Source organism: Agrococcus sp. Marseille-P2731 (assembly GCF_900117395.1).
GTDB lineage: Bacteria > Actinomycetota > Actinomycetes > Actinomycetales > Microbacteriaceae > Agrococcus.
The window spans coordinates 1,148,111-1,170,325 of the sequence record NZ_FPEG01000003.1; the positions used below are offsets into that span (position 1 = coordinate 1,148,111).

The window sequence follows — 22,215 nt, forward strand, 5'->3', positions numbered from 1 at the left end:
GCCGGCAGCTCAGCGCGGCAGCCGCGCGATGAAGTCCAGCAGTCCTGCGTTCACGGCCTTCGGCTGCTCGAGGTTCGTCGCGTGCCCCGCCCGCTGCACGGTCGCCGACGTGCCCTGCGGCGCGAGGGCGGCCGACGCGGCGGCGTGCTCCGAGGGCCAATACTCGCTCTCAGCGCCGGCGACGAACAGCACCGGCTTCGAGAAGCCGGCGATCACCGGCCGCCAGTCGGCCTTCGCGTGGTCGTTCAGCACGCCCAGGTCTCCCGGGCCCAGCTCGCGCGACACGCCCTGCATCGCCCGCAGCATCCGCAGCACCCGCGCGGGCCGCCGCCACATCGGCGTGCCGACGCCGGTCGAGGGGATCGTCTCGGCGAAGAACGTGTCGCGGTTGGCGTCGCTGTAGCCGTAGAAGCCGTGCTCCCAGCCCTCGCCGTTCAGCATCCGAGGCGTCTGGTCGACCGACACGATCGCCCGCACGCGCTCCTCGCCGAACTGCTGCACGAACGCCCAGACCGTCGAAGCGCCCATCGAGCCGCCGACGAGCACGACGTCGCGCAGGTGCAGGTGGCGCAGCACCGCGTCGAGGTCGGATGCGCGGGTCGCCATCGTCGTGCCCGTCGGCGATGGGTCGGAGGCGCCGTGCCCTCGCAGGTCGACGACCGTCACGCGGTGGCCGGCGGCCAGCAGGGCCGGTACCTGGTAGCGCCACGAGGTGCCGGGCGCTCGGAAGCCGGCGAGCAGCACCACGTCGGCGTTCCGCGGCACGTTGTCGTGCGGCCCGTGCTGCTCGTACTGCAGCTGCGTGCCGTCGTCAGCGGTGATGGTGGGCATGGTGCCTCCTCGATCAGTGGCGCCCGGTCAGCCCGGGAACGCCTTCCCCGGGTTCAGGATGCCCTGCGGGTCGAGCGCGTCCTTGAGAGCCCGGTGCATGCCGAGCACGACGGGCGACAGCTCGGCGGCCGCCCCCGGCAGCTTCAGCAGGCCCACGCCGTGCTCGCCCGTGACCGTGCCGCCGAGCTCGCGGCACGCATCCACGATCTCGTCGAACGCGAGCTTGGCCCGCGCACGCGCGGCCTCGTCGCCCTCCGGCGCGATGATGAGCGGATGCAGGTTGCCGTCGCCCGCGTGGGCGATGTTCGCGATCGTCACGGCGTGGGTGGCGGCGATGGCCTCGATGCGCGCGAGCATCTCGGGCACGGCGCCGCGGGGTACGCAGACGTCCTCGGTGAGCACGGGCCCGAGCCGCTCGAGCGCGGGGTAGGCGAGACGGCGCGCGAGGAACAGCCGATCGGCGTCGGCGGCGTCGACGGAGCGCGCGACCGAGGTGGCGCCCGCCGCCTCGAAGTGCGCCGCGACGCGGGCGGCGAGCGCCTCACCGGCTGCGCCCGGCTCGTCGACCTTGGCGAGCAGCAGCGCCGCCTGCCCGGTCGGCAGGTCGAGCTGCTGCCACGCGGCGACCGCGTCGAGGCAGGTGCGGTCGATGAGCTCGAGCGCCGCGGGGATGATGCCGTCGGCGCTCACGGCGGCGACCGCACGCCCGGCGTCCTGCAGCGAGCCGAACGAGCCGACGATGGCGCGATCCTCGCGGCCGGCGAGCGGCCGCAGCTTCACGGTCGCCTCGACCACGATGCCCAGCGTGCCCTCGCTGCCGACCAGCAGCTGCGCCAGCTGGTAGCCGGTCGAGCCCTTCGCGGTCTTGCGCCCGACCCTGGCCACCTGACCGTCGGCCAGCACGACCGTGAGGGCGATCACCGCATCCGCCGTCACCCCGTACTTCACGCAGCACAGGCCGCCGGCGTTCGTGGCGACGTTGCCGCCGATCGTGGAGATCGCGCTCGACGCCGGGTCCGGCGGGTACCAAAGCCCGTGCTCGGCGACCGCGGCGCGCAGCGCGTCGTTGAGCACGCCCGCTTCGGCGGTCGCCGTGCGCTCGGCCTCGTCGATCTCCACGATGCGCGTCATGCGCTCGAGGCTCAGCACGATGCTGTCGGCGGATGCGTTGGCGCCGCCGGAGAGGCCCGTGCCGGCACCGCGCGGCACGAGCGGGGTGCCCGTCGCCGCCGCCGCGCGCACGACGGCGACCACATCGGTCAGCGACTCGGCGAAGGCGACGCCGAGCGGGGGAGCGAACTGGGCCCACTCGGCGTCGTCGTGCGCGTAGGCGTCACGCGTCGCGTCGTCGATCGAGAGCTGGTCGGGGCGGAGGGCCTCGCCCAGCAGCTGCAGGATCTCGGGCACCGGCGCCTCCTCGCTCGACGAGCTGGTGACGCAATCACACCACAGTCAGACCGGGCGCGCCCGCGGTCGGTGCGCCCGGCCCGAGCGTGCGACGGGGCTCAGCCCTGCTGCGCGCCCGCTCCCTCGCCGGCCTGCGCGCGCAGCTCCTCGAGCTCGGCGGCCTGCTCCTCGACCTGCAGCGCGAGGCGGTCCCGGTGGTCGCGGATCAGGTCGAGGCTGCTCTGCGCGATGTCGGAGCGGGTCTCGAGGTCGGCGTAGTCCTCCTGCAGCGAGGCGACCTCCTCCTGCGCGTCGGCCGCCGAAGCCGTGGCGATGCCCGTGCCGGTCGCGCCGAGCGCGGCGACCACGACGAGCGCGGCGATCCACGGCCAGCGGCGCGAGGGCGCCTTGGGGGCCGTCGCCTCGGTGGCGGTCTCGGTGGCGGGGCTGCTGTCGGGGGTCTGCGAGGCGCTCATGCTGCTGCTCTTTCCGTCGATGTCGTCAGACGGATGCGGGGCGCGGCAGAGCGCGAGCGCATCCGCCATCGGAGTGTTTGGGGGTGTGGAGCGTCAGCGCGCTCCAGCCTTCCATTCTGGCACCGCCCGGAGCGCTCCGGCGACACGGCGGCGCGGCCGTGCCGCCGTGCACCGGTGACGGAGCGACCGGCTCAGCAGGGCCGGGGCTGCCTCAGAGGAACTCGAGCGGGTCGAACTCGTCGATCGGGATCACCCGGACGCGCGGCAGGCGGCTCTTGAAGGCCTCGACGTCGTACTCGAGGTCGAACACCTCGATGCCGGGCACCTCGCGCAGGCCGTTCGCCATGAACTCGCCGAAGCCGACGACGCCGAGGCGGCGATCCTGCCCAGCGAGGCGCTCCATCTGCGGCGCGAAGTCGACGTCGTGGCTGACGAGCATGACGTCGGCGTCCTCGCGGGCGACGAGCGCCTCGGCGGTGCGCTGGATCGCGATGTCGACGACCTTGCCCTCGCCCTGCAGCGGCACCGGGCGGTAGCCGATGGCGATGAGCGCCTGCACGAACGAGAGCGGCAGGTCGTGCGTGACCGCCAGGAAGAAGAGGCCCTTGACCGGCTGCTGCCATGCGGCCTCGGTGTAGTGCAGGAGGCGATCCCACCGAGGGCGCTCCTCGGGCAGCGGGCGTCGGCCGAGCACCGAGATGCCGAGGGTCGCGTCGATGTTCTCGCCATCGATGAGCAGATAGGTGGTGCGCTCGGCCATGCGCCGACCCTATCGCCGCGGCCGCGCCAGCCGACCGCACCTCGCGGCGCCGAGGCGCCGTGCGCCATACGATCGGATGCGTGAGGCCGCGCCGCGATCGTGGCGTCGGGTGAGAGGGAGTCAGCGCATGCGCAGTGCACGCCGGGGAACAGCCGCCGCCGCCGTCGGAGCGGCGGTGGCCGTCGGGCTCGCCGGATGCACCCCCGGCCCCCCGCCGGTACCCGTGCCCTCGCCGGCGGCGCCCATCGCGCCCGGCGGCTCCGCAGGCAGCGGCGACGCCGACGGCGTCGTGCCCGCGAACGGCACCTCGCCCGTCGACCTCGTGCTCGAGGAGCGCGCCGCCGTCGTGATCGGTGCGACCTCGACCGACGAGGAGGATCTGACGCTCCGCCTAGTGGGGGAGGGTGTCGACCTCGAGAACGACGACGGGCAGACCGACACCCGGCGCGTGTTCGACTTCGAGCAGGGGCTGCGCGATCCGATGCTGGCCGTCGTGCTCGAGGCCGGCGAGTACACGATCGAGGTCGGGGAGTGGTCGGGCGACCGCTCGGGCTACCGGCTGCAGGTGCTGACGGGCACGACGACGGTGTCGCCGGGCACCACGGCCAGCTTCGGGCTGCAGCCGGGAGCGCCCGGCGTCGCGATCGTGCCGATCGAGCGAGGCGACGCGGTGCTGGCTGGCGAGTCCGACATCGACACGGTGCTCTGGGCCTACGCGCCCGAGTCGGACACCGCCTACAGCGACGACGACAGCGGCGGCGACCGCAACCCGCGCATCGAGCTGCTGGGCGAGGAGCCGCAGGAGCTCGTCGTGGTGCTCGCCGGCTATGCCGACGACGCTCGAGGCGCCGCGAGCCTGATCGTCGAGTAGCAGCCGTCGGTGACCGTGTCACCGCATCCGTCTACACTCGGCACCAGGCTCAAGAGCTGCAGCCATCGGTACCTGGCCGGCTGCACGGCAACCCTCTCCGCTGAGCGGGGTGCCCCAGGGGAAGAGCCGGTCGGGCGCACTCGTGCCCGGCAAGTCAGCGAGAGCGGTGCGCCGCTCCTCGCCGAGCGGTCGGAGCGACCCATGCACGTGCAACCACCCGTCTCCTGGCGCGATCTTCCCGCGCTGCCCGAGCTTCCCGCTGGCGGTGGCGCCTCCGGTATCGGCTACCTCGAGGCGGTCGCGCGAGCGCAGCGAGCCTGCCGGCACGACGGCGACCGGAGGCGCTTCGACGCCTACTCCGATCGCGAGCGCTGCGAGCTGTGCGGGCTCGAGCTGCCACTGCCGCCGCTGCCGCAGGTCGACCTGAACGATGCCGGGAGCGATCTGGCGTGGGCCGTCGCCTTCGTCGAGCGGCCGCCCTCGCAGCCAGGCGTGATCGCGCTCGTGGCGCTCTCGCACGCGGTCAGGCATGCGGATGCGTCGTGGTCGACCCAGGTGTTCGGCGCGGAGCGCGCGGGCCTGCGCGCCTCGGCCACACGCCGGCGAGCTACCTCGGGCGTGCGCCGCTCCCTGCGGCACCTCCCGCCGGCGCACCCGCTGGCTGAGGAGGCCGCGGGCCCTGCCCGCTGCCGTCTCGAAGCCCCGCTCCCGTCCGCTCGACCCCGAAGCCCGACCTCGTGCGCCACGCGCGACCCGGTGCACCGGGTCGCCGATGGCGGGAGGGGTCGGCCTTCGACGCGCCGCGGCACGACCGGCGGCAGCGTGGCACGATCGAACGATGACGACTGCGCGGGTGCGATTCGCGGCGCTCGCGGGCTTCGCGCTCGCGGTGCTCCTGCAGCTCGTCGCGCTCTACGCGCCCTCGACGCCCGACGGCACCCCGAGCATCCCGGGCCTCGACAAGGTCGTGCACGTGGCCGTCTTCCTGCTGCCGGCGCTCCTCGGGGTGCTGGCGGGCATCCGCCCCGCGCTGCTGGCGGCGCTGCTCATCGTGCACGCGGTCGTGTCGGAGGTGCTGCAGCACCTGCTGCTGCGCGAGCGCTCCGGCGACGCGTGGGATGCGGTGGCCGACGTCATCGGCGTGGCCGCGGGCATCGCAGCTGGCCTCGCCCTGCGCTCACGACTGTCGCGTCGCCCCCGCCCGCGCCCTGCGTCCCTCCCGCCGACCTGACGTCGAGCGCGAGCGGTGCCGCTGCGCACGAGCGGTGCCGGCACGCCAGCACCGCTCGTGCGCAGGAGCACCAGTCGCCGGGCGGGCCCGCCTCGCGCGGGCCGCTTCGCGGAGGCGGCTAGGCCGAGACGGGCAGCTCGGAGGCCGCCTCAGCGCCGTCCATCGTCTCGGGCTCCTCGGCGATCGCCTCGACGGCCTCGGTGAGCTCTGGCTCGCGCGCGGGCCGCGGATCGAGGTGCACGCCGGCGATCATGCAGCGCACCGAGCCCCCCGCGAGCTCGATGGTCGGGATGTCGACCGCGACGATCTCGCACGATTCCTCGATGAGCGCCACCTGCGCCTCCGTCAACGACGCCCGCGCCCGCGCCGACATCGCCATGATGGTGCGCCGGCGACCGTCGGGCCAGCGCCCCGCGAGCTCGACCGCGTTGCCCGCGAACTCGCGCACCTGCCGCTCGGTCAGCTCGACGACGCGCCGCCCGTTGACCGCGAGGCGCTCGCGGACCTCCTGCCGCCGCCGCGCATCCGGGATCATCTCGAGCGCGAACAGCGCCACGTCGGTGCCGATGGTCGCGATGACGTTGGTGTGATAGACCGGCACGCCGTCGCCGTCGAGCGCGTCGAAGACCATCGGCTCGTACGTGAAGTCGGTGCAGAAGCGCTCGAGCACGTGCGTGTCGGCTCGGTGGCTGCGCGCCAGGTAGGCGACGCGCGAGACGGGGTCGAGCACCATCGCGCCCGTGCCCTCCAGGAAGATGCCGTCAGGCTCGAGCCCCGAGTAGTCGATGATCGCCTGCACGCGGTAGTCGGCCTTCAGCATCTCGAGCACGTCGGTGCGGCGCTCGTGGCGGCGGTTGGATGCGTACATCGGGTAGACGGCGACGGTGCCGCCCGCGTGGGTCGAGAGCCAGTTGTTGGGGAAGACGCTGTCGGGCCGGGTGTGATCCTCGTCGTCGAAGACGTGCACGGTGACGCCGGCGTCACGCAGGGCGGCGGCGAGCGCGTCCATCTCGGCGAGCGCCTTCGCCGCGGTCTGCTCGGGCGACTCGTGCTCCGGCGCGTCGGCCTGGAAGGCGTTGTCGGCGGAGGTCGCGGGATTGGGGCGGAAGTGCCGGGCTCGGATCAGGATGACGGCATGGGGTGCGACGGCGCTCACACCTGCCGAATCTAGCGGCGATCGCGCGCGCTTTTCGGGAATCGGCGCAAGGAGTCGGCGCACAAGCGCGACTGCGCGCGCATCCGTTGCGTGCCGCGCTCCGGTCGCCGCCGCCGCATCCGACCGCCGCATCCACCTGCCGCAAGCCTCGCGCGTCACAGCGCGCGCCCAGTAGGTTCAGAGGAAGTCCCCCTTCGCCCTCAGGAGCCCCCGTGTTCGATCTGCTGCTCTCCCCGCTCGTGCTGCCCATCATCATCGCGGTCATCCTCGTCGTGATCCTCGTGATGGGGGCGATCAAGCGCTACCGCATCGCCGAGCCCGACGAGGCGATCATCGTGACCGGCCGCAAGGGCAAGAAGACGGTCGACGCCGAGGGCCACACCACGCAGGACCTCTCGGGCCAGAAGGTCGTCACGGGCGGCGGCGTCTTCGTGATGCCGTTCGTGCAGAAGTCGTTCAAGATGTCACTGCGCTCGCGGCGCCTGCTGTTCAACACGACGGCGCAGGCGAAGGACGGCATCACCATCCACGCACAGGCCGTCGCGGTCATCAAGGTGGGCGGCACCGAGGAGTCGATCCGCAACGCCGCCCAGCGATTCCTGTCGCAGCAGGAGGAGATCGAGTCCTCGACGCAGGAGGTGCTGTCGGGCTCGCTGCGCGGCATCATCGGTCAGCTGACGGTGCTCGAGATCATCCACGACCGGCAGGCGCTCGCCGCCGCCGTGCTGCAGGCGGCAGAGGACGCGCTGTCGAAGCAGGGCCTCGTGGTCGACACCCTGCAGATCCAGGAGATCAACGACACCTCGAACTACCTCGTCAACCTCGGCGTGCCCGAGTCGGCTGCCGTGCAGCGGGCCGCGGCGATCGCCAACACCGAGGCGCAGAAGGCCGCCGAGCAGGCGTCGATCGAGGCGAAGAAGCAGATCCTCGAGGCCAACCGCGTGCTGCAGCTGCAGCAGGCTGCCGTGACTGCCGAGACCGACAAGGCGGTCGCGCAGGCCGCTGCCGCGAAGCCCCTCGAGGATGCGGTGCAGCGGCAGGCGATCGTGCGGCAGGAGGAGATCACCGCGCAGCGCCAGGCGGAGCTGCGCGAGCAGGAGCTGAACGCCGAGGTGCGCAAGGTCGCGGACGCCGAGGCCTACCGCATCCAGGTCACCGCGGAGGCGCAGGCCAAGGCGAAGGAGATCGAGGCGAACGCCGAGCGCCGGGCTCGTGAGGCCCGCGCGCACGCGGCTCAGGCCGAGGGTGTCGCCGACGCGGCGGTGACGGAGTCGCGAGGCAACGCCGACCGCACGGCCCGCATCGCCGCCGCCGAGGCCGCGAAGGCCGAGGGTGAGGCAGAGGCTGTCGCGACTGCTGCGAAGGGCCGCGCCGAGGCAGAGTCGATCGGTGCGCGCGGTCTCGCCGAGGGACAGGCGATCGAGGCGCGCGCCAAGGCGCTGAGCGACAACGCGCAGGTCGTGCTCGCCCAGGAGCTGCTCAAGGTCCTGCCGCAGGTGGCGGACGCCTTCGGCAAGGCCTACGCGTCGAGCCAGATCACCGTGGTCTCGGCCGACGGCACCGGCAAGCTCACGAGCGACATGGTCGGCAACATGGCCTCGATGACGCAGATGATGAAGGACGCCACCGGCATCGACCTGCAGGCGATCATCAACTCCACCGCGCAGGGCAATGCTGCAGGCAGCGCCATGGCGTCGAGGGGTGCGCCGGCCTCGGGCGCGGCGATCGCCGAGCCGCCGGCGAGCTAGGCGGAGTAGCCGCCCGCGCCCATGTCGCCGGTGTAGAAGCCGTAGGTCGCATCGGCCTGTCGCTGCGCCGCTTCGGCGTCGGTGCCGTTCGCGATCGAGGCCTCTCCCCAGGCGTCTGCGGAGCCGCGGTAGAAGGCCTTGCCCTCGTCGGTGACGCCCCATGCGGCGCCCTCCTCCGGGGTCATCGCACTGGCCGGCTCGTGCAGGTGCAGCGCGAGCCCGAGCAGGCCGCCATCCCACCCGACGCCCGTGGCGCCCGGGCCGAAGGTCTCGCCCATCTCGGCCGGCACATCCGCATCGCGCGCCACGTGCTCGAGCTCGAGCAGCGTGCCCTCGCCAGAGGCCCGCAGGCGCACGGTGAGCCAGGTGACGCCGCCGCCGAACTCCCAGGTGACGCGGTAGCTCGCCGACTCGCCCTCCGGCGGGCTGCACTCGAGCACCGTGCCGCCCGCGTTCCCCTCGAGCTGATAGCGCCCGCCCAGCTGCAGCTCGCCCGACACGGGCATGAACCAGCGCGCGATGCGCTCGGGGCTCGTCACCGCATCCCACACATCGGCGATCGGCGATGGGTAGGTCTGCTCGAGCGTCTGCACGCTCGAGGCCTCGCCGTCGATCGTCTCGCTGCGCACCCCGCGCGACACTGCGCCGAGCTGCTTCAGGACATCAACCATGGTCACTCCTCGTTCGAGATGGTCTGGGTATCGGCGGCGCGCTTCGCGGCTCGGGCACGCTTGGCAGCGGCGAGCGACGCGGCCGCCTCCGCGCTCAGCCGCCGCTGGCGGCGACCACGGGCGAGCTCTGTGTCGAGCGCGGCCAGCTTCGGCAGCCAGAAGCCGTCGAAGGTGCTGAGCCACTCGCGGGCCTCGCGCGGCCCGGCCGGATCGACGGCGTAGAGCCGGCGCTGCCCCTCGGGGCGGACGGTCGCGAAGCCCTGTTCGCGCAGCACGCGCAGGTGCTGGCTGACGGCGGGCTGGCTGATGCCGAACTCGCCGCCGATCACCGTGGCGATCGCGCCGGAGCTCGCCTCGCCATCGGCGAGCAGCTCGAGGATGCGTCGCCGCACCGGATCGCCGAGGACGTCGAGCGCGTGCATGGGGCGATGATTGCACCGCCACTTATATAAGTCAAGCGTGAACCGTCTTGCCGCTGCCCGGCTCGGCGACTCGTCGGCGAAACCTGCGAGGGCTAGCGTGAAGCCATGAGCATGGATCAGGTTGACAACGCGCGCCTCCGTCGGGCGATCACGGCGTTCGGTGCCGACTCGAGCGAGCAGAACATGGTCGAGGTGATCCGGGCCGCGCTCGTCGGCGAGCTGCTGCTCGATGCGACCGGCTCCGAGTTCGACCTGCGGGGCGGCTCGGCGCAGAGCGGCTCCAAGATCCGCATCCGCAGCAGTGTCGGTCCTGACGGCCGGCGGGCGATGCTCGCCTTCACGAGCAACGCCGAGGTCGCGCGCATGCACCCGGAGGGCACGCAGCACCAGTCGCTCGCACGTCCCGCCGCGAGCGTGCTCGAGATGGCGAAGAAGCAGGGAGCCGGTTGGCTCTACCTCGACCCGGCCGACAAGACCGTCGCCCTGTCGGCCAAGGACATCGACTTCGCCCTTCGGCACCTCCGGAACGACCGACTGAGCGCCGCGATCGCCGCGGGGGAGTCCGGGGGTTCGCGCGAGGCGATCCTCGAGGCGCTGCGCGCCGACGGGCCGATCCTGCTCGCCGGCGAGGTGCGCGGCGGCGAGCAGCGCACCGACCAGCCCCGTCTGCGCATGAGCGAGCGCGCCGACGGCACGCGCGCGCTGCTGGTGTTCACCTCGGCGCCCGAGATCGCGGCACGCAACCCGCAGGACGGCGTGATCTCGACGACGACCAAGCGGCTGCGCGAGCAGTTGCGCACCAGCACGCTCTTCGCAGGGCTCGTCGTCAACCCCGCCGGCCCCTTCGTCGAGGTGACGCGCGAGGAGTTCCTGGGCAGCTGAGCAACCCGTGCCGAGGTCTCGGCGTCGGGCCACCATGACGAGCACGGATGCCGAAGCAAGTCTTTAGAAAGAACTCTTGCAAAGCAACCGCTTTGAAAGTAGTCTTTCGGATGCCGGCACACATGTCGGCATGACGAAGGAGGCATCCCATGGGACGCAGGAGCATCGCACGCCACTCGGCTGCAGCGCTCGAGCTCGCGGGTGAGGAGCGCCGCAACCGCGCCCGCATCGAGCGCGACGACTCGCACCGCTACTACGACCGCCTGCGGGCGGAGCTCGCGCTGCAGCGTGGTTTGATCTGAGCATGACCGAGCAGCAGGGCGACCTCGACCTCGAGACGAGCGACGTCGAGACCGAGCACGGCAGGGAGCTGCGCACAGGCGACCCCGCGCTGCTGCGAGCCCTCGCCCACCCGCTGCGCGTCGAGATCCTCTCGGTGATCGACGAGCTCGAGGAGGCGACGGCGACGCAGATCGCCGAGCGCGTCGGCGAGAGCCCGTCCAACTGCTCGTTCCACCTGCGCACCCTCGCCAAGGCCGGCTTCATCGAGCGGGCCGCAGCGCAGGGCACCTCGAAGCCGTGGCGCGCGGTGCACCACAGCCGCGACCTGCGGCCGAACCCCCACGACCAGGACTCGATCCGCACCTCCGCCGCCATCGGCGCGCTCTACGTGCAGCACGAGGCCAACCGGATGGTCGACTTCCTGACCGTGCACGGGCTCGGCGACGAGCAGTGGCTGCCCGGCACCACGATCAACACCTCGACCTTCTGGGCGACCTCCGACGAGCTCGCCGAGGTCGCCACCGAGATCGCGCACCTGGTCGACCGCTTCCGCGGCCGCAAGGATCCCGCGCATCGCCCGCCGGGCAGCCGCAAGGCGCACCTGTTCGCGACGCTCAACCCCGACTTCGACGCACCGGCGACCCCCGAGGAGCCGGACGCGGGCTGACGCCCCGCCCGCTCCTCCTCACCTCACCTCACCCCACCTCCCCTCCCCTCGGCCGGGCCACCGGCCGGATCGGCGCGCGGTCGCGTCCGCCGACCGCGCGCTCAGGACACAGGAGTCCTCCCATGACCAGCACCGCATCCGCCCCGCATGGCCCGGAAGCACGGGCACCGAAGCCGCCATCGCCCATGCGCCGCCCGGCCTACCGCCGCCTGATGGTCGGCTGGTTCGCCACGAACCTGGGCGACAGCGCGCTCTACCTCGTGCTCGCGATCTGGGTGCGAGAGATCACGGGCTCGGATGCCGCGGGTGCGCTCGTGTTCCTCTTCATCGGCCTGCCGGCGCTGCTCGCGCCGTGGGCCGGCCAGCTCGCCGATCGCGCGCACCGCCGGCCGCTGCTCATCGCCTCGAACCTCGGCGTCGCCGCCGTCGTGCTGCTGCTGCTCCTCGTGCGCGGGCCCGAGCAGGTGTGGCTCATCTATGCCGTGACCTTCGGCTACGGCCTCTCGGCCTACCTGACGAGCGCGGCCCAGGCGGGCCTGCTGCGCGACCTGCTGCCCGATGACGAGATCGGCAGCGCGAACGGCATCTTCACCTCGATCGACAACGGCATGCGCATCGTGAGCCCGCCGCTGGGCGCCGGGCTCTATGTGGTCGCCGGGCCCTGGGCGGTGATCGCGATCTCGGTCGCCGGCTACCTCGTCATGGCCGCGATGCTGCTGACCGTGCAGATCGAGGAGTCGGCGCCCGAGCCGCGCGGTGCGGGGGAGACCTCTTGGCACGAGGTGTCGGCGGGCTTCCGCGAGCTGCTGCGGGATCCGCTGCTGCGCCTGCTGACCATCGCCGCCGCCGTCGGCTTCGGGCTCACGGGCATCCTGAACGCCACGATCTTCCCGCTCATCGAGCACGGGCTGCAGGCCGGCCCGGCGGCGCTCGGCCCTGCGCAGGCCATCCAGGGCGTCGCGGCGCTCGCGGGCGGGCTGCTCTCGGCGCTGGCGCTGCGGCGGCTCGCGGAGCGCCGCTTCTTCGCGTGGGGCATGACGCTCGTCGCGGTCGGCTCGTTCGCGGCCTACGCGGTGGTGCAGTGGCCGCTGCCGGAGGAGTGGATGCGCTGGGCGGGCATCGCGCTCGTGCAGTGGCCGATCGGCTTCGGCGTGCCGTGGGTCGTCGTCGGGCTCTCGACCCTGCGCATGCGACTGGTGCCGCGGCGGCTGCAGGGGCGCACCTCTGCCGCGATGAACGTCTCCATCAACGTGCCCCAGATGCTGATGCTCGCGCTCGGCACGGCAACGATGGCGATCGTCGACTTCCGCTGGCTGCTGCTCGCCGCGGCGGTCGGCATCGCGGCGGCCGCGGTCGCCGTCTGGATGGGGCGGGCGGGCGACGATGCCCCGGCGAGTGCCCCCACGCACGACGGGCGTCCGACCAGCGGATGATTCCTCGCCCCGAACGGGCCCGGACGGGTGTCGCCGTGGCACGCTCAGGCCATGGCGCGCATCCACTGGACCTTCCCGGCAGCTGTCCTCTGCCTCGCCGGCGCGCTCGTCTCGGGCTGCATGCTGCTGGTGCCGCCGTCGCCGTCGACGACCGTGGTCGATGCGAGCGGGCGGGAGGTCACCCTGCACTGGGAGGACTATCCCGCCGACGGCGCGCACGAGCCTGCCGATGTGCTCGCGGCGCCGCGTGCCGAGGAGGTCGAGGCGGTCGGCGAGGCGCTGCTCGACGAGCTGCAGGCGGCGGTCGACGAGCACGCGCCCGGGCTGTCGTGGCAGCGCGACGGCGAGAGCGGGATCTACCCCTCGGAGGAGAACGGCTACGGCGGCCCCTCGCTGCATCGCCTGCACAACTCCGCGAGCGCCACGACGGGCACCGCGCCCGCTGACTGGACGGCGCTCACGGCTGTGCTCGACGGGGTGCTCGCCGACCACGGCTATTCGCCGATCGTCTGGAGCTGGCACCGAGGTGCGACCGAGTGGCAGACCGCCGCAGAGCGCGACGCGTCGATCATCGATCAGCACGGCACGCTCGATCCGGACGAGATGTGGATGTGGGACGGGATGTCCGCCAAGGGTTCGATGTGGGTGTCGATCTTCGTGCAGGACCCCGAGCGAGGCGCGGGGCTGGATGCCGGAGCGCAACCCGGCGATGACGAGCTCCTCTCGCTGTCCGTCGGGGGCACGGTGATCTCGGAAGCCGACGAGCAGGCGTACCGCGACGGCATCGCGCCCTTCGAGGGGCTCGAGAGGCCGACGCCCGCCGAGTCGTGAAGCGCCGCGGCACCTCGGGTGCCGCATAGGTCGCGCTGGCAGAGTGGCGGCATGACGAAGCTCAGCGACTTCCAGGCAGATGCGCTCACCGGCGGCGAGCTCGACCTCGCCGCGACCGACGGCAAGGTGGTGCTGGTCGTGAACACGGCGACCGAGTGCGGCTTCGCCACGCAGTTCCCTGCCCTCGAGCAGCTCTGGAAGGACTACGAGCCGCAGGGGCTCGTGGTGCTCGGCTTCCCCTCGAACCAGTTCGGCGGGCAGGAGCCCGGCACGGCCGAGCAGGTGGCCGAGACCTGCGAGCGCAACTTCGGCGTCACCTTCCCGCTGTCGGCGAAGATCGACGTCAACGGCGGCGGCACGCACCCGATCTACCGCTGGCTGAAGGACGAGAAGAAGGGCATGATCGGCGGCGCCATCAAGTGGAACTTCACGAAGTTCCTGATCGGCCGCGACGGCGCCGTGCTCGAGCGCTACGGCTCGGCGACCAAGCCCGAGGACATCCGCGCCGACATCGAGCGCGCCCTCGCGGCCCCGGCATCCCCCGCCGCCTGACGCGAACGCCTCGCGTCGCCGCGACGGCCGTCCGTCAACCGGTGAGAGCGGCCTCCGACCGGATCATCCGGTCGGGCCGCCGCCTCGCCGGTTGACGGTCATCCGCGTCACGCCTTCGCGCGCTTCGCGATGTCGCGCGCGATGATCTCCTTCATGATCTCGGTCGTGCCGCCGTAGATCGACTGCACGCGCGAGTCGCGGAAGGCGCGCGCGATCGGGTACTCCTCCATGAAGCCGTAGCCGCCGTGCAGCTGCAGGCTGCGGGTGATGACCCGCTGCTCGAGCTCCGTCGCCCACCACTTGGCCTTGGACGCATCCGCCGTGGTCAAATGCCCCTCGTTGAGCGCCAAGACGCAGCGCTCGATGTAGGCGCGCGTCACGTCGAGCTCGGTCTCGAGCTCGGCGAGCGTGAAGCGCACGGTCGGCAGGTCGCCGACGAGGCCGCCGAAGGCCTTGCGCTGGAAGACGTAGTCGAGCCCCCAGGCATAGGCGGCCTCGGCCGATGACAGCGCGCCGGTGGCGATCGACAGGCGCTCGCGCGGCAGCCGCTGCATCATCGCGATGAGGCCGAACCCCTCGTCGCCCACGCGGTTCGCGTCGGGCACGCGCACGTCGCGGAAGAACAGCTCGGAGGTGTCCTGCGAGTGCAGGCCGACCTTCTCGAGCTTGCGCCCGCGCTCGAACCCCTCCATGCCGTCCTCGACCAGGAAGAGCGTGAACCCGCGCGAGCCCGCCCCGGGATCCGTGCGCGCGAACACCAGCACCTTGTCGGCATGGAAGCCGTTGGTGATGAAGGTCTTCGAGCCGTTGAGCACCCAGGCGTCGCCGTCGCGCACCGCGTTCGTGCGGATGCCCTGCAGGTCGCTGCCCGCGTCGGGCTCGGTCATGCCGATCGCCGCGATCGAGTCGCCGGTCGCCATCGGCGGCAGCCACCGCTCGAGCTGCTCGGGCGTGCAGAGGTCGAGCAGATAGGCCAGCACGATGTCGTCGTGCACGCCGAAGGTCGCGTTGACCGACGCGGCGCCGACCCTTGACAGCTCCTCGCTGATGATCATGCGGAACCGGTAGTCGTCGACCCCCATGCCGCCGTACTGCTCCGGGATCGCGAGCCCGACGAGGCCCGCCGCGCCCATCGTGCGGTACAGCTCCCGGTCGATGAGCCCGTCCGCCTCCCACTGCGCGTAGTGCGGCGCGACGTGGCGGTTCACGAGCTCCCGCACCGTCTCGCGGAACGCCTCCTGGTCGTCGTCGTAGAACGTGGAACGCATCCTGATCTCCTATCGGGCCTGCATGCGGATCGCCCCGTCCAGCCGGATCGTCTCGCCGTTCAGCATGGGGTTGGCGATGATCTGGGTGACGAGCAGCGCGAACTCGGATGGGTTGCCCAAGCGGGCGGGGTGGGGCACTTGGGCGCCGAGCGAGTCGCGCGCCTCCTGCGGCAGCGCCGCGAGCAGGGGCGTGTCGAACAGCCCCGGCGCGATCGCGTTGACGCGGATGCGGCTGGTGGCGAGCTCGCGCGCGATGGGCAGGGTCATGCCGACGATGCCCGCCTTCGACGCCGAGTATGCGGCCTGGCCGATCTGCCCGTCGAAGGCGGCGACGGATGCGGTGGAGATGATCACGCCGCGCTCCTCGCCGCTGCCAGCGATGCCGTCCGCGCCCGCGACCGGCGCGAGTCGCGCCATGCGCTCGGATGCGAGGCGGATCACGTTGAAGGTGCCGACGAGGTTGACGTCGATGACGCGCTGGAAGCGGTCGAGCGGGAAGGCCCCCTGCTTGCCGACCACCTTCGCGGCGTCGTTGACGCCGGCGCAGCTCACCACGACGCGCAGCTCGCCCGCGGCCTCCGCTGCATCGAGGGCGGCGCTCACCTGCGCCTCGTCGCGCACGTCGGCGCCGACGAAGGTGACGCCGTCGAGGCGAGCCACGGCATCCGCCGCCTCGGTGCCCGCGAGGTCGATCACCACCACGTGCGCGCCCTGCGCGAGCAGCGCCTCGGTGGTCGCGAGGCCCAGCCCCGATGCCCCGCCGGTGACGAGCGCCACCGAACCCTTGATCTCCATCTGTCCTCCGTCGCCGTCGACGCACTGACCGTATCCTGGCGCGCCGCGTCCTGGCGCGTCCTGCTGCCAGGATGATAGATATGTGGATGTCCATGCAACTGCGAGGACGCCAAAGCGACGAGGAGGTCGTGCGACCGTGACTGCCACCGCGACGATGCCGATGCCCAGTGCGGCCGCCGACGCCAGCACCGCCGAGGAGCGAGCAGCGCTCATCGAAGCCGTGCGCGACTTCGCCGACGCCCGCCTCGCGCCCTTCGCGAGCCAGCGCGACGCCGACCACGAGTTCCCCGTCGCCACCCTGCGCGAGGCCGGGCAGCTCGGGCTCGGCGCCATCTGCGTGCGCGAGGACGTCGGCGGCACGGGGCTCAGCCGCGTCGACGCGATCGCGATCTACGAGCAGCTCGCGCGCGGCGACGTCGCGGTCGCCACCTACCTCTCCATCCACAACATGGTCGCCGGCATGATCGACGCCGAGGGCAGCGAGGAGCAGCGCCAGCAGTGGCTGCCGCGGCTGTGCGCCATGGACGACCTGGCGAGCTACTGCCTCACCGAGCCCGGTGCGGGCTCCGACGCGGCGGCGGTCGCGACGACCGCGGTGCGCGACGGCGACGACTACGTGCTCACCGGCACGAAGCAGTTCATCTCCGGCGCCGGCGCCTCTGCCGTCTACATCGTCATGGCGCGCACCGGCCTCACCGCCGCGGGCGGCGTCGACCCGGCGCTGCGCGGCTCGCGCGGCATGTCGGCCTTCATCGTGCCGGCGGGCTCGCCCGGCCTCTCGTTCGGCGGCCTCGAGCAGAAGATGGGTTGGCACGCGCAGCCCACCCGCGCGGTGATCCTCGACGGCGTGCGGGTGCCCGCCGCCAACCGGCTGGGCGCCGAGGGCGACGGCTTCGGCATCGCCATGCGCGGCCTGAACGGCGGCCGCCTCGGCATCGCCGCCGCATCTGTGGGCGGCGCGCAGTTCGCCCTCGAGCGCACGATCGACTACGTCAAGCAGCGCGCCACATTCGGCCAGCCGCTCTCGACCCGGCAGCACGTGCAGTTCCAGCTCGCCGACATGGAGACCGAGCTCCAGGCCGCCCGCGCCCTGCTCGAGCGCGCAGCGATCAAGCTCGACGCGAAGGCGCCCGACGCCCCGACGGCCTGCGCGATGGCGAAGCGCTTCGCCACCGACGTCGGCTTCCGCGTCGCCGACGAGGCGCTGCAGCTGCACGGCGGCTACGGCTACCTGCACGAGTACGGCATCGAGCGCGTCGTGCGCGACCTGCGCGTGCACCGCATCCTCGAGGGCACGAACGAGATGATGCGCATGATCGTCGGCCGCGCCCTCCTCGGTGAGCGATGACGCACATCCGCGCTGAGCGTCGCGGCGCCCTCGGCGTGGTCGAGCTCGCTCGCCCCGAGGCGCTCAACGCCCTGACCCACGCGATGGTCGTCGACATGACGGATGCGCTGCGCGCGTTCGCGGCAGACGACGCGGTCGAGCGCGTGCTCATCACCGGCGCGGGCGAGCGGGCACTGTGCGCCGGCGGCGACGTGGTGACGCTGCGCGACGACGTCGACCGCACGCGGGGGCAGGGCGCCGCGCGGTTCTGGCGCGACGAGTACGCGCTGAACGCGCTGATCGCGCGGTCCCAGAAGCCCGTCGTGGCGCTGCAGCACGGCATTGTGCTGGGCGGCGGCGTCGGCATCTCTGGTCACGCGAGCCACCGCATCGTCACCGGCACGACGCGCATCGGCTTCCCAGAGGTGACGATCGGCTTCGTGCCCGACGTCGGCGCCACCTGGCTGCTCACGCGCGGTCGCGGCGAGCTCGGCACCCGCGCCGCGCTCACCGGCGACCACTTCGGCGCAGCCGACGCGATCGCGCTCGGCCTCGCCGACGACCACGTGCCGGCCGAGCGCCTGGCCGAGCTCGTCGCGCTGCTCGAGACGACGCATCCGACCGACGCCATCGCGCAGCTCGCCACCGAGCCCCCCGCGGGCGAGCTCGAGCAGGAGCGCGAGCTCATCGACCATGCCTTCGCCGGCGACGACGCGGTCCGGATCGTCGAGCGGCTCGAGGCCGCAGGAGATGCGGGGCAGGCACTGGCCGCCACGATCGCGAAGCGCTCGCCGCTGGCGGTGTCGGTGGCGCTCGCGGCGCTGCGGCGCGCGCGGCGGCTCGGCTCGCTCGAGGAGGCGCTCGTGCAGGAGTACCGCGTCTCGCGGCACACCTCGCTCGCCGCCGACTTCAGCGAGGGCGTGCGCGCGCAGCTCGTGGACAAGGATCGCGCGCCGAAGTGGCGCCCGGGCTCGCTCGCGGGCGTCACGCCTGCCATGGTGGAGGCGTGCTTCGCGCCGGTGCCGGAGGGCGACCTCGAGCTGCCCGCCCCGACTGCCGCTGCTGACGCACGATCGCTCGATGAGGAGACCGCATGACGGAGCCGACGACGGCCCAGCCGACCGACTACGAGACCATCCGGGTCGAGCGGTCTGGCCGCGTGGCGTGGATCACGCTCGACCGGCCGGATGCGCTCAACGCGCTCAACACGCAGCTCATGCAGGAGCTCGTCGCCGCCGCGACCGAGCTCGACCGCGACGACTCGGTGGGCGCGATCGTCGTGACCGGCTCGGAGAAGGCGTTCGCGGCGGGCGCCGACATCAAGGAGATGTCGTCGCGGTCGACCGCCCAGATGCGCGAGGCGAACCACTTCGGGCCGTGGCTCGACTTCGCGCGCGTCGAGACGCCGGTGATCGCGGTCGTGTCGGGCTACGCGCTCGGCGGCGGCTTCGAGCTCGCGCTCATGTGCGACGTGATCCTGGCAGCGGACTCGGCCACGTTCGGCTTCCCAGAGATCGGCCTGGGCGTGATCCCCGGCATCGGCGGCACGCAGCGCATCGTGCGCGCGATCGGCTACCCGAAGGCGGCAGAGCTCGTGCTCACCGGCCGTCGCATCGATGCCGCGGAGGCGGATGCCCTGGGGATCGTCTCGCGGGTCGTGCCCGCCGCCGAGTTGCGGGCAGAGGCCGAGCGCCTCGCCGAGTCGATCGCGACCAAGTCGCTGCCGGCGCTGAAGGCTGCGAAGGCCGCGCTCGACGCGGCGCTCGAGACGGGGCTCGAGGAGGGCCTCGCGCTCGAGGCCGAGCGGTTCACGGCGCTGTTCGACACCGCCGACCAGAAGGAAGGGATGGCGGCGTTCAGTGAGAAGCGCAAGCCGGCGTTCCGCCATCGCTGACCCTTCGACGCGCTCTGCGGCCTGCGGCCGCGGAGCGGCTCAGGGAGCCACCCTGCTGGCTGAGCCGGTGCGCGCCCGCAGGGCGCTCACCGCGTCGAAGCGCGGTCCGCTGGCTGAGCCGGTGCGCGCCCGCAGGGCGCTCACCGTGTCGAAGCGCGGTCCGCTGGCTGAGCCGGTGCGCGCCCGCAGGGCGCTCGCCGCGTCGAAGCGTCAGAGCGGCTCAGGCGCCGGCCGCGGATCCTCGAAGTCCCCCGAGCGCTTCCGCAGCAGCGCGATGATCCGCACCAGCTCTGCGAGCTCCTCGGCCTCGAGCCCCGTCGCGGTGAACGCCTCGTCGTTGAGCGCGGCCGTGGCCCGCTCGACCAGCGCTCGTCCCGCATCCGTGATCGTCAGCACCGTCGCCCGCCCGTCGGTCGGGTGCCGCTCGCGCGTCACCAGGCCGTCGCGCACGAGCCGGTCGACCGTGCTCGTCACGCTCGTCGGGTGCACCTGCAGCCGCCGCACCGCCGACTGCATGGGCATGCGCCCCTCGCGCGTGAAGGCGAGCAGCCGCAGCACCTCGAAGCGCGCGAAGGACAGCGAGAAGGGCCGCAGCACACCCTCGACCCGCGCCTCCAGCAGCTGCTGCGCGCGGTTCACCGAGGTCACGAGCGTCATGCCCGGCGCGGCATCCGCCCAGCCGTGGTCGAGCCACTGCCGCCGGGCCTCGGCGATCGGGTCGATCTGGGCAGGCCGGTCGGCCCTGGCCGGCCGCTCGCCCCGCGTCGCCCGCTCGCTCATGCGCTCCTCCTCATCCCGCTTCACCGTAGCGCCCGCCGCGCACCCCACCCAGAAGGGAGCCCGCCGATGAAGATCGTCGTGCTCATCAAGCCCGTGCCCGACACCTACGGCGACCGCGTGCTCAGCCTCGAGACCGGACTCGCCGATCGTGCCGCGAGCGAGACGGTGCTCGACGAGATCACCGAGCGCGCCGTCGAGACGGCGATCCGGCATGCGGAGTCCGCCGCCGACGTCGAGGTCGTCGTGCTGTCGATGGCGCCTGCCGACACCCAGTCGACGCTGCGCAAGGCGCTCGCGATGGGCGCCGGCTCCGCCGTGCACGTCGCCGACGAGCGGCTCGCGGGCGCCGACATGGTGCGCACCGCCGAGGTGCTCGCCGCCGCGCTGACCCGCACGGGCTTCGACCTGATCGTGACGGGCAACGGCTCGACCGACGGCAGCGGCAGCGTGATGCCGTCGATGCTCGCCGAGCTGCTCGGCCTGCCAGCGATCACCCGGCTCGAGACGATCGAGATCACGGCGGAGGCGGTGCAGGGCACCCGCGCCACCGACGGCGGCACGATGACGGTCACGGCGGCACTGCCGGCGGTCGTCTCGATCAGCGAGCGCATGCCCGACCCGCGCTTCCCGGCGCTCAAGGGCATCATGGGCGCGAAGAAGAAGCCCTTCGAGGTGCTCTCGCTCGACGACCTCGACATCGAGGCCGACGAGACGGGCGCACCGCGATCCATCATGACCGCCGTCGCCGCGCGCCCGCCGCGCGCGACCGGCGAGGTCATCACCGACGAGGGCGACGCGGGGGAGCGGATCGCCGCGTTCCTCGCCGACCGCCGACTGGTCTGAGGAGCACCGACATGCCGAACATCCTGACGCTGCTGCTCGCCACCCCCGGCGACAGCCCTGCCCTCGCCGACGGCGCGGCGGAGGCGCTCGGCGCTGCCGCTGCGCTCGGCACGCCCGTCGCGGTCGTGATCGGCCCGGCGGAGGCGCTGCCGCAGCTGGCCGAGCGGGCCGCTGCGCTCGGTGCCGCCGAGGTGCTCACCGCCGCCGTCGACAGGGCGCAGCTCGGCGTGCCGGTCGTCGACGCCGCGGCTGCTGCGGTCGCCCGCGTCTCGCCCGAGGCGGTGCTCGTGCCGCACTCGATCGAGGGCACGGATGCGGCGGGTCGCCTCGCCGCACGCCTGCGAGCGCCGCTCGCGGTCGACGCGATCGGCGTCGAGCGCGACGAGGAGGGCGTCCTCGCGCACCACAGCGTCTATGGCGGCGCCTACTCGGTGACCTCGGCGGCGACCTTCGGGCCGCTCGTCGTGACGCTGCGGCTGGGCTCGATCGATGCCCGCGCGGAGGCCGCGCCGGCGCAGGTGAGCGAGCTGCAGGTGGAGGCCTCCGGCAAGCCCGCTGCTGTCGTGCAGAGCGTGGAGGCGGTGCAGCAGACCTCGGCGCGTCCCGACCTGCGGTCGGCGAAGCGCGTCGTCTCCGGCGGGCGCGGGCTCGGCTCGAAGGAGCAGTTCGTGCTCGTCGAGCAGCTCGCCGACCAGCTCGGTGCCGCCGTCGGGGCCTCGCGGGCCGCGGTCGACGCGGGCTACGCCGAGCAGGCGATGCAGGTCGGTCAGACGGGCACGTCGGTGTCGCCGGAGCTCTACGTCGCGCTCGGCATCTCGGGCGCGATCCAGCACCGTGCCGGCATGCAGACCGCGAAGACGATCATCGCGATCGACAAGGATGCGGGTGCGCCGATCTTCGAGGTCGCCGACCTCGGAGTCGTGGGCGACGTGTTCACGATCGTCCCGCAGCTGATCGCCGCGCTCGAGGCCCGGAAGTCGTAGCGGTGACCGACGGCCAGAGTCCCACCGGCACGCTGCGCCGCGGCCTGCCGCGCACGCCCGGCGGCGACGCCTGGCCTCCCGCGGGTGCCGCCCCCGTCCTCGCGTCCGAGCCGCGCCACGAGGCGC

The 22,215-nt window shown here is 72.9% G+C and carries 24 protein-coding genes and 1 riboswitch; of the genes, 14 read left to right on the top strand and 10 right to left on the bottom strand.

Annotated features, from left to right (window positions below):
- Nucleotides 1-9: 9 nt before the first annotated feature.
- The 4 genes from BQ6202_RS13695 to BQ6202_RS13710 form a co-directional block, all read right to left on the bottom strand.
- Nucleotides 10-831, bottom strand: a complete 822-nt coding sequence (locus BQ6202_RS13695; RefSeq protein WP_072314924.1) for an alpha/beta fold hydrolase — start codon at nucleotides 829-831, stop codon at nucleotides 10-12.
- Between the two features lie 27 nt (nucleotides 832-858).
- Nucleotides 859-2,238, bottom strand: a complete 1,380-nt coding sequence (locus BQ6202_RS13700) for an FAD-binding oxidoreductase (RefSeq protein WP_234946219.1) — start codon at nucleotides 2,236-2,238, stop codon at nucleotides 859-861.
- A 98-nt stretch (nucleotides 2,239-2,336) separates the two neighbouring features.
- Nucleotides 2,337-2,693 carry a hypothetical protein gene (locus BQ6202_RS13705; protein ID WP_143143744.1) on the bottom strand — a complete coding sequence of 119 codons (357 nt, stop codon included), beginning with the start codon at nucleotides 2,691-2,693 and terminating at the stop codon, nucleotides 2,337-2,339.
- A 211-nt stretch (nucleotides 2,694-2,904) separates the two neighbouring features.
- Nucleotides 2,905-3,453, bottom strand: a complete 549-nt coding sequence (locus BQ6202_RS13710) for an NYN domain-containing protein (RefSeq protein WP_072314927.1) — start codon at nucleotides 3,451-3,453, stop codon at nucleotides 2,905-2,907.
- Nucleotides 3,454-3,580: 127 nt separating this feature from the next.
- Here BQ6202_RS13710 and BQ6202_RS13715 point away from each other — a divergent pair, with 127 nt between their 5' ends.
- Together BQ6202_RS13715 and BQ6202_RS13725 are read left to right on the top strand one after the other, a co-directional pair.
- Nucleotides 3,581-4,324 (top strand): hypothetical protein, encoded by a 744-nt coding sequence (locus BQ6202_RS13715; RefSeq protein ID WP_143143745.1) that lies wholly within the window; start codon nucleotides 3,581-3,583, stop codon nucleotides 4,322-4,324.
- A 47-nt stretch (nucleotides 4,325-4,371) separates the two neighbouring features.
- Nucleotides 4,372-4,486: riboswitch (SAM riboswitch) on the top strand.
- Nucleotides 4,487-5,162: 676 nt separating this feature from the next.
- The gene (locus BQ6202_RS13725) at nucleotides 5,163-5,555 is read left to right on the top strand and encodes a VanZ family protein (RefSeq protein WP_072314930.1); all 393 of its coding nucleotides are present in this window, start codon (nucleotides 5,163-5,165) and stop codon (nucleotides 5,553-5,555) included.
- Between the two features lie 118 nt (nucleotides 5,556-5,673).
- Here the strand turns inward: BQ6202_RS13725 and ctlX are convergent, their stop codons facing one another.
- Nucleotides 5,674-6,711: a citrulline utilization hydrolase CtlX gene (gene ctlX / locus BQ6202_RS13730; RefSeq protein WP_072314931.1), complete on the bottom strand. Its 1,038-nt coding sequence runs from the start codon at nucleotides 6,709-6,711 to the stop codon at nucleotides 5,674-5,676.
- Nucleotides 6,712-6,923: 212 nt separating this feature from the next.
- Here ctlX and BQ6202_RS13735 point away from each other — a divergent pair, with 212 nt between their 5' ends.
- On the top strand, nucleotides 6,924-8,459 hold the full coding sequence (locus BQ6202_RS13735) for an SPFH domain-containing protein (protein WP_234946220.1): 1,536 nt from the start codon (nucleotides 6,924-6,926) through the stop codon (nucleotides 8,457-8,459).
- On the opposite strand, the gene BQ6202_RS13740 is transcribed toward BQ6202_RS13735, so the two are convergent.
- Nucleotides 8,456-9,130 carry an SRPBCC domain-containing protein gene (locus BQ6202_RS13740; protein ID WP_072314932.1) on the bottom strand — a complete coding sequence of 225 codons (675 nt, stop codon included), beginning with the start codon at nucleotides 9,128-9,130 and terminating at the stop codon, nucleotides 8,456-8,458. The genes BQ6202_RS13735 and BQ6202_RS13740 overlap by 4 nt on opposite strands.
- Before the next feature lie 2 nt (nucleotides 9,131-9,132).
- Nucleotides 9,133-9,552, bottom strand: a complete 420-nt coding sequence (locus BQ6202_RS13745) for an ArsR/SmtB family transcription factor (RefSeq protein ID WP_072314933.1) — start codon at nucleotides 9,550-9,552, stop codon at nucleotides 9,133-9,135.
- 105 nt (nucleotides 9,553-9,657) lie between these two features.
- Between BQ6202_RS13745 and BQ6202_RS13750 the strand changes: the two genes are divergently transcribed.
- The 6 genes from BQ6202_RS13750 (at nucleotide 9,658) to BQ6202_RS13770 (ending at nucleotide 14,199) form a co-directional block, all read left to right on the top strand.
- Nucleotides 9,658-10,434, top strand: coding sequence for an SseB family protein (locus BQ6202_RS13750; RefSeq protein WP_083587303.1), 777 nt, complete (start codon nucleotides 9,658-9,660; stop codon nucleotides 10,432-10,434).
- A 149-nt stretch (nucleotides 10,435-10,583) separates the two neighbouring features.
- Complete coding sequence (locus BQ6202_RS14930; protein WP_159433650.1) at nucleotides 10,584-10,736, top strand: hypothetical protein; 153 nt, start codon at nucleotides 10,584-10,586, stop codon at nucleotides 10,734-10,736.
- A gap of 2 nt (nucleotides 10,737-10,738) precedes the next feature.
- Nucleotides 10,739-11,383: an ArsR/SmtB family transcription factor gene (locus BQ6202_RS13755; protein WP_072314934.1), complete on the top strand. Its 645-nt coding sequence runs from the start codon at nucleotides 10,739-10,741 to the stop codon at nucleotides 11,381-11,383.
- Between the two features lie 122 nt (nucleotides 11,384-11,505).
- Nucleotides 11,506-12,816 (top strand): MFS transporter, encoded by a 1,311-nt coding sequence (locus BQ6202_RS13760; RefSeq protein ID WP_072314935.1) that lies wholly within the window; start codon nucleotides 11,506-11,508, stop codon nucleotides 12,814-12,816.
- 51 nt (nucleotides 12,817-12,867) lie between these two features.
- On the top strand, nucleotides 12,868-13,647 hold the full coding sequence (locus BQ6202_RS13765; RefSeq protein WP_072314936.1) for a hypothetical protein: 780 nt from the start codon (nucleotides 12,868-12,870) through the stop codon (nucleotides 13,645-13,647).
- A gap of 51 nt (nucleotides 13,648-13,698) precedes the next feature.
- A complete protein-coding gene (locus BQ6202_RS13770; RefSeq protein WP_072314937.1) occupies nucleotides 13,699-14,199 on the top strand; it encodes a glutathione peroxidase in 501 nt (166 codons plus the stop codon).
- Nucleotides 14,200-14,306: 107 nt separating this feature from the next.
- Here the strand turns inward: BQ6202_RS13770 and BQ6202_RS13775 are convergent, their stop codons facing one another.
- Complete coding sequence (locus BQ6202_RS13775) at nucleotides 14,307-15,467, bottom strand: acyl-CoA dehydrogenase family protein (RefSeq protein ID WP_072314938.1); 1,161 nt, start codon at nucleotides 15,465-15,467, stop codon at nucleotides 14,307-14,309.
- 9 nt (nucleotides 15,468-15,476) lie between these two features.
- On the bottom strand, nucleotides 15,477-16,262 hold the full coding sequence (locus tag BQ6202_RS13780; RefSeq protein WP_072314939.1) for an SDR family NAD(P)-dependent oxidoreductase: 786 nt from the start codon (nucleotides 16,260-16,262) through the stop codon (nucleotides 15,477-15,479).
- Nucleotides 16,263-16,422: 160 nt separating this feature from the next.
- Between BQ6202_RS13780 and BQ6202_RS13785 the strand changes: the two genes are divergently transcribed.
- Genes BQ6202_RS13785 through BQ6202_RS13795 form a run of 3 tightly spaced genes read left to right on the top strand, consistent with a single transcriptional unit; the run spans nucleotide 16,423 to nucleotide 19,483 of the window.
- Entirely contained in the window at nucleotides 16,423-17,610 is a 1,188-nt protein-coding gene (locus BQ6202_RS13785; protein WP_072315208.1) for an acyl-CoA dehydrogenase family protein, read from the top strand.
- Entirely contained in the window at nucleotides 17,607-18,686 is a 1,080-nt protein-coding gene (locus tag BQ6202_RS13790; RefSeq protein ID WP_072314940.1) for a 3-hydroxyisobutyryl-CoA hydrolase, read from the top strand. The genes BQ6202_RS13785 and BQ6202_RS13790 overlap by 4 nt, the downstream gene beginning before the upstream one ends.
- The gene (locus BQ6202_RS13795; RefSeq protein ID WP_072314941.1) at nucleotides 18,683-19,483 is read left to right on the top strand and encodes an enoyl-CoA hydratase-related protein; all 801 of its coding nucleotides are present in this window, start codon (nucleotides 18,683-18,685) and stop codon (nucleotides 19,481-19,483) included. Before BQ6202_RS13790 ends, BQ6202_RS13795 begins: the two co-directional genes overlap by 4 nt.
- A gap of 210 nt (nucleotides 19,484-19,693) precedes the next feature.
- Here BQ6202_RS13795 and BQ6202_RS13800 read toward each other — a convergent pair whose 3' ends face one another.
- Entirely contained in the window at nucleotides 19,694-20,263 is a 570-nt protein-coding gene (locus BQ6202_RS13800) for a MarR family winged helix-turn-helix transcriptional regulator (protein ID WP_072314942.1), read from the bottom strand.
- A gap of 66 nt (nucleotides 20,264-20,329) precedes the next feature.
- Between BQ6202_RS13800 and BQ6202_RS13805 the strand changes: the two genes are divergently transcribed.
- Together BQ6202_RS13805 and BQ6202_RS13810 are read left to right on the top strand one after the other, a co-directional pair.
- Nucleotides 20,330-21,106, top strand: coding sequence for an electron transfer flavoprotein subunit beta/FixA family protein (locus BQ6202_RS13805; protein ID WP_072314943.1), 777 nt, complete (start codon nucleotides 20,330-20,332; stop codon nucleotides 21,104-21,106).
- Between the two features lie 11 nt (nucleotides 21,107-21,117).
- Nucleotides 21,118-22,089, top strand: coding sequence for an electron transfer flavoprotein subunit alpha/FixB family protein (locus BQ6202_RS13810; protein ID WP_072314944.1), 972 nt, complete (start codon nucleotides 21,118-21,120; stop codon nucleotides 22,087-22,089).
- Nucleotides 22,090-22,215: the final 126 nt, after the last annotated feature.

Coding starts and splice junctions, on each gene's coding strand:
- BQ6202_RS13695 (WP_072314924.1), bottom strand. CDS start 831: ATGCCCACCATCACCGCTGACGACGGCACGCAGCTGCAGTACGAGCAG.
- BQ6202_RS13705 (WP_143143744.1), bottom strand. CDS start 2,693: ATGAGCGCCTCGCAGACCCCCGACAGCAGCCCCGCCACCGAGACCGCC.
- BQ6202_RS13710 (WP_072314927.1), bottom strand. CDS start 3,453: ATGGCCGAGCGCACCACCTATCTGCTCATCGATGGCGAGAACATCGAC.
- BQ6202_RS13715 (WP_143143745.1), top strand. CDS start 3,581: ATGCGCAGTGCACGCCGGGGAACAGCCGCCGCCGCCGTCGGAGCGGCG.
- BQ6202_RS13725 (WP_072314930.1), top strand. CDS start 5,163: ATGACGACTGCGCGGGTGCGATTCGCGGCGCTCGCGGGCTTCGCGCTC.
- BQ6202_RS13740 (WP_072314932.1), bottom strand. CDS start 9,130: ATGGTTGATGTCCTGAAGCAGCTCGGCGCAGTGTCGCGCGGGGTGCGC.
- BQ6202_RS13745 (WP_072314933.1), bottom strand. CDS start 9,552: ATGCACGCGCTCGACGTCCTCGGCGATCCGGTGCGGCGACGCATCCTC.
- BQ6202_RS13750 (WP_083587303.1), top strand. CDS start 9,658: ATGAGCATGGATCAGGTTGACAACGCGCGCCTCCGTCGGGCGATCACG.
- BQ6202_RS14930 (WP_159433650.1), top strand. CDS start 10,584: ATGGGACGCAGGAGCATCGCACGCCACTCGGCTGCAGCGCTCGAGCTC.
- BQ6202_RS13755 (WP_072314934.1), top strand. CDS start 10,739: ATGACCGAGCAGCAGGGCGACCTCGACCTCGAGACGAGCGACGTCGAG.
- BQ6202_RS13760 (WP_072314935.1), top strand. CDS start 11,506: ATGACCAGCACCGCATCCGCCCCGCATGGCCCGGAAGCACGGGCACCG.
- BQ6202_RS13765 (WP_072314936.1), top strand. CDS start 12,868: ATGGCGCGCATCCACTGGACCTTCCCGGCAGCTGTCCTCTGCCTCGCC.
- BQ6202_RS13770 (WP_072314937.1), top strand. CDS start 13,699: ATGACGAAGCTCAGCGACTTCCAGGCAGATGCGCTCACCGGCGGCGAG.
- BQ6202_RS13775 (WP_072314938.1), bottom strand. CDS start 15,467: ATGCGTTCCACGTTCTACGACGACGACCAGGAGGCGTTCCGCGAGACG.
- BQ6202_RS13780 (WP_072314939.1), bottom strand. CDS start 16,262: ATGGAGATCAAGGGTTCGGTGGCGCTCGTCACCGGCGGGGCATCGGGG.
- BQ6202_RS13785 (WP_072315208.1), top strand. CDS start 16,423: ATGCCCAGTGCGGCCGCCGACGCCAGCACCGCCGAGGAGCGAGCAGCG.
- BQ6202_RS13790 (WP_072314940.1), top strand. CDS start 17,607: ATGACGCACATCCGCGCTGAGCGTCGCGGCGCCCTCGGCGTGGTCGAG.
- BQ6202_RS13795 (WP_072314941.1), top strand. CDS start 18,683: ATGACGGAGCCGACGACGGCCCAGCCGACCGACTACGAGACCATCCGG.
- BQ6202_RS13800 (WP_072314942.1), bottom strand. CDS start 20,263: ATGAGCGAGCGGGCGACGCGGGGCGAGCGGCCGGCCAGGGCCGACCGG.
- BQ6202_RS13805 (WP_072314943.1), top strand. CDS start 20,330: ATGAAGATCGTCGTGCTCATCAAGCCCGTGCCCGACACCTACGGCGAC.
- BQ6202_RS13810 (WP_072314944.1), top strand. CDS start 21,118: ATGCCGAACATCCTGACGCTGCTGCTCGCCACCCCCGGCGACAGCCCT.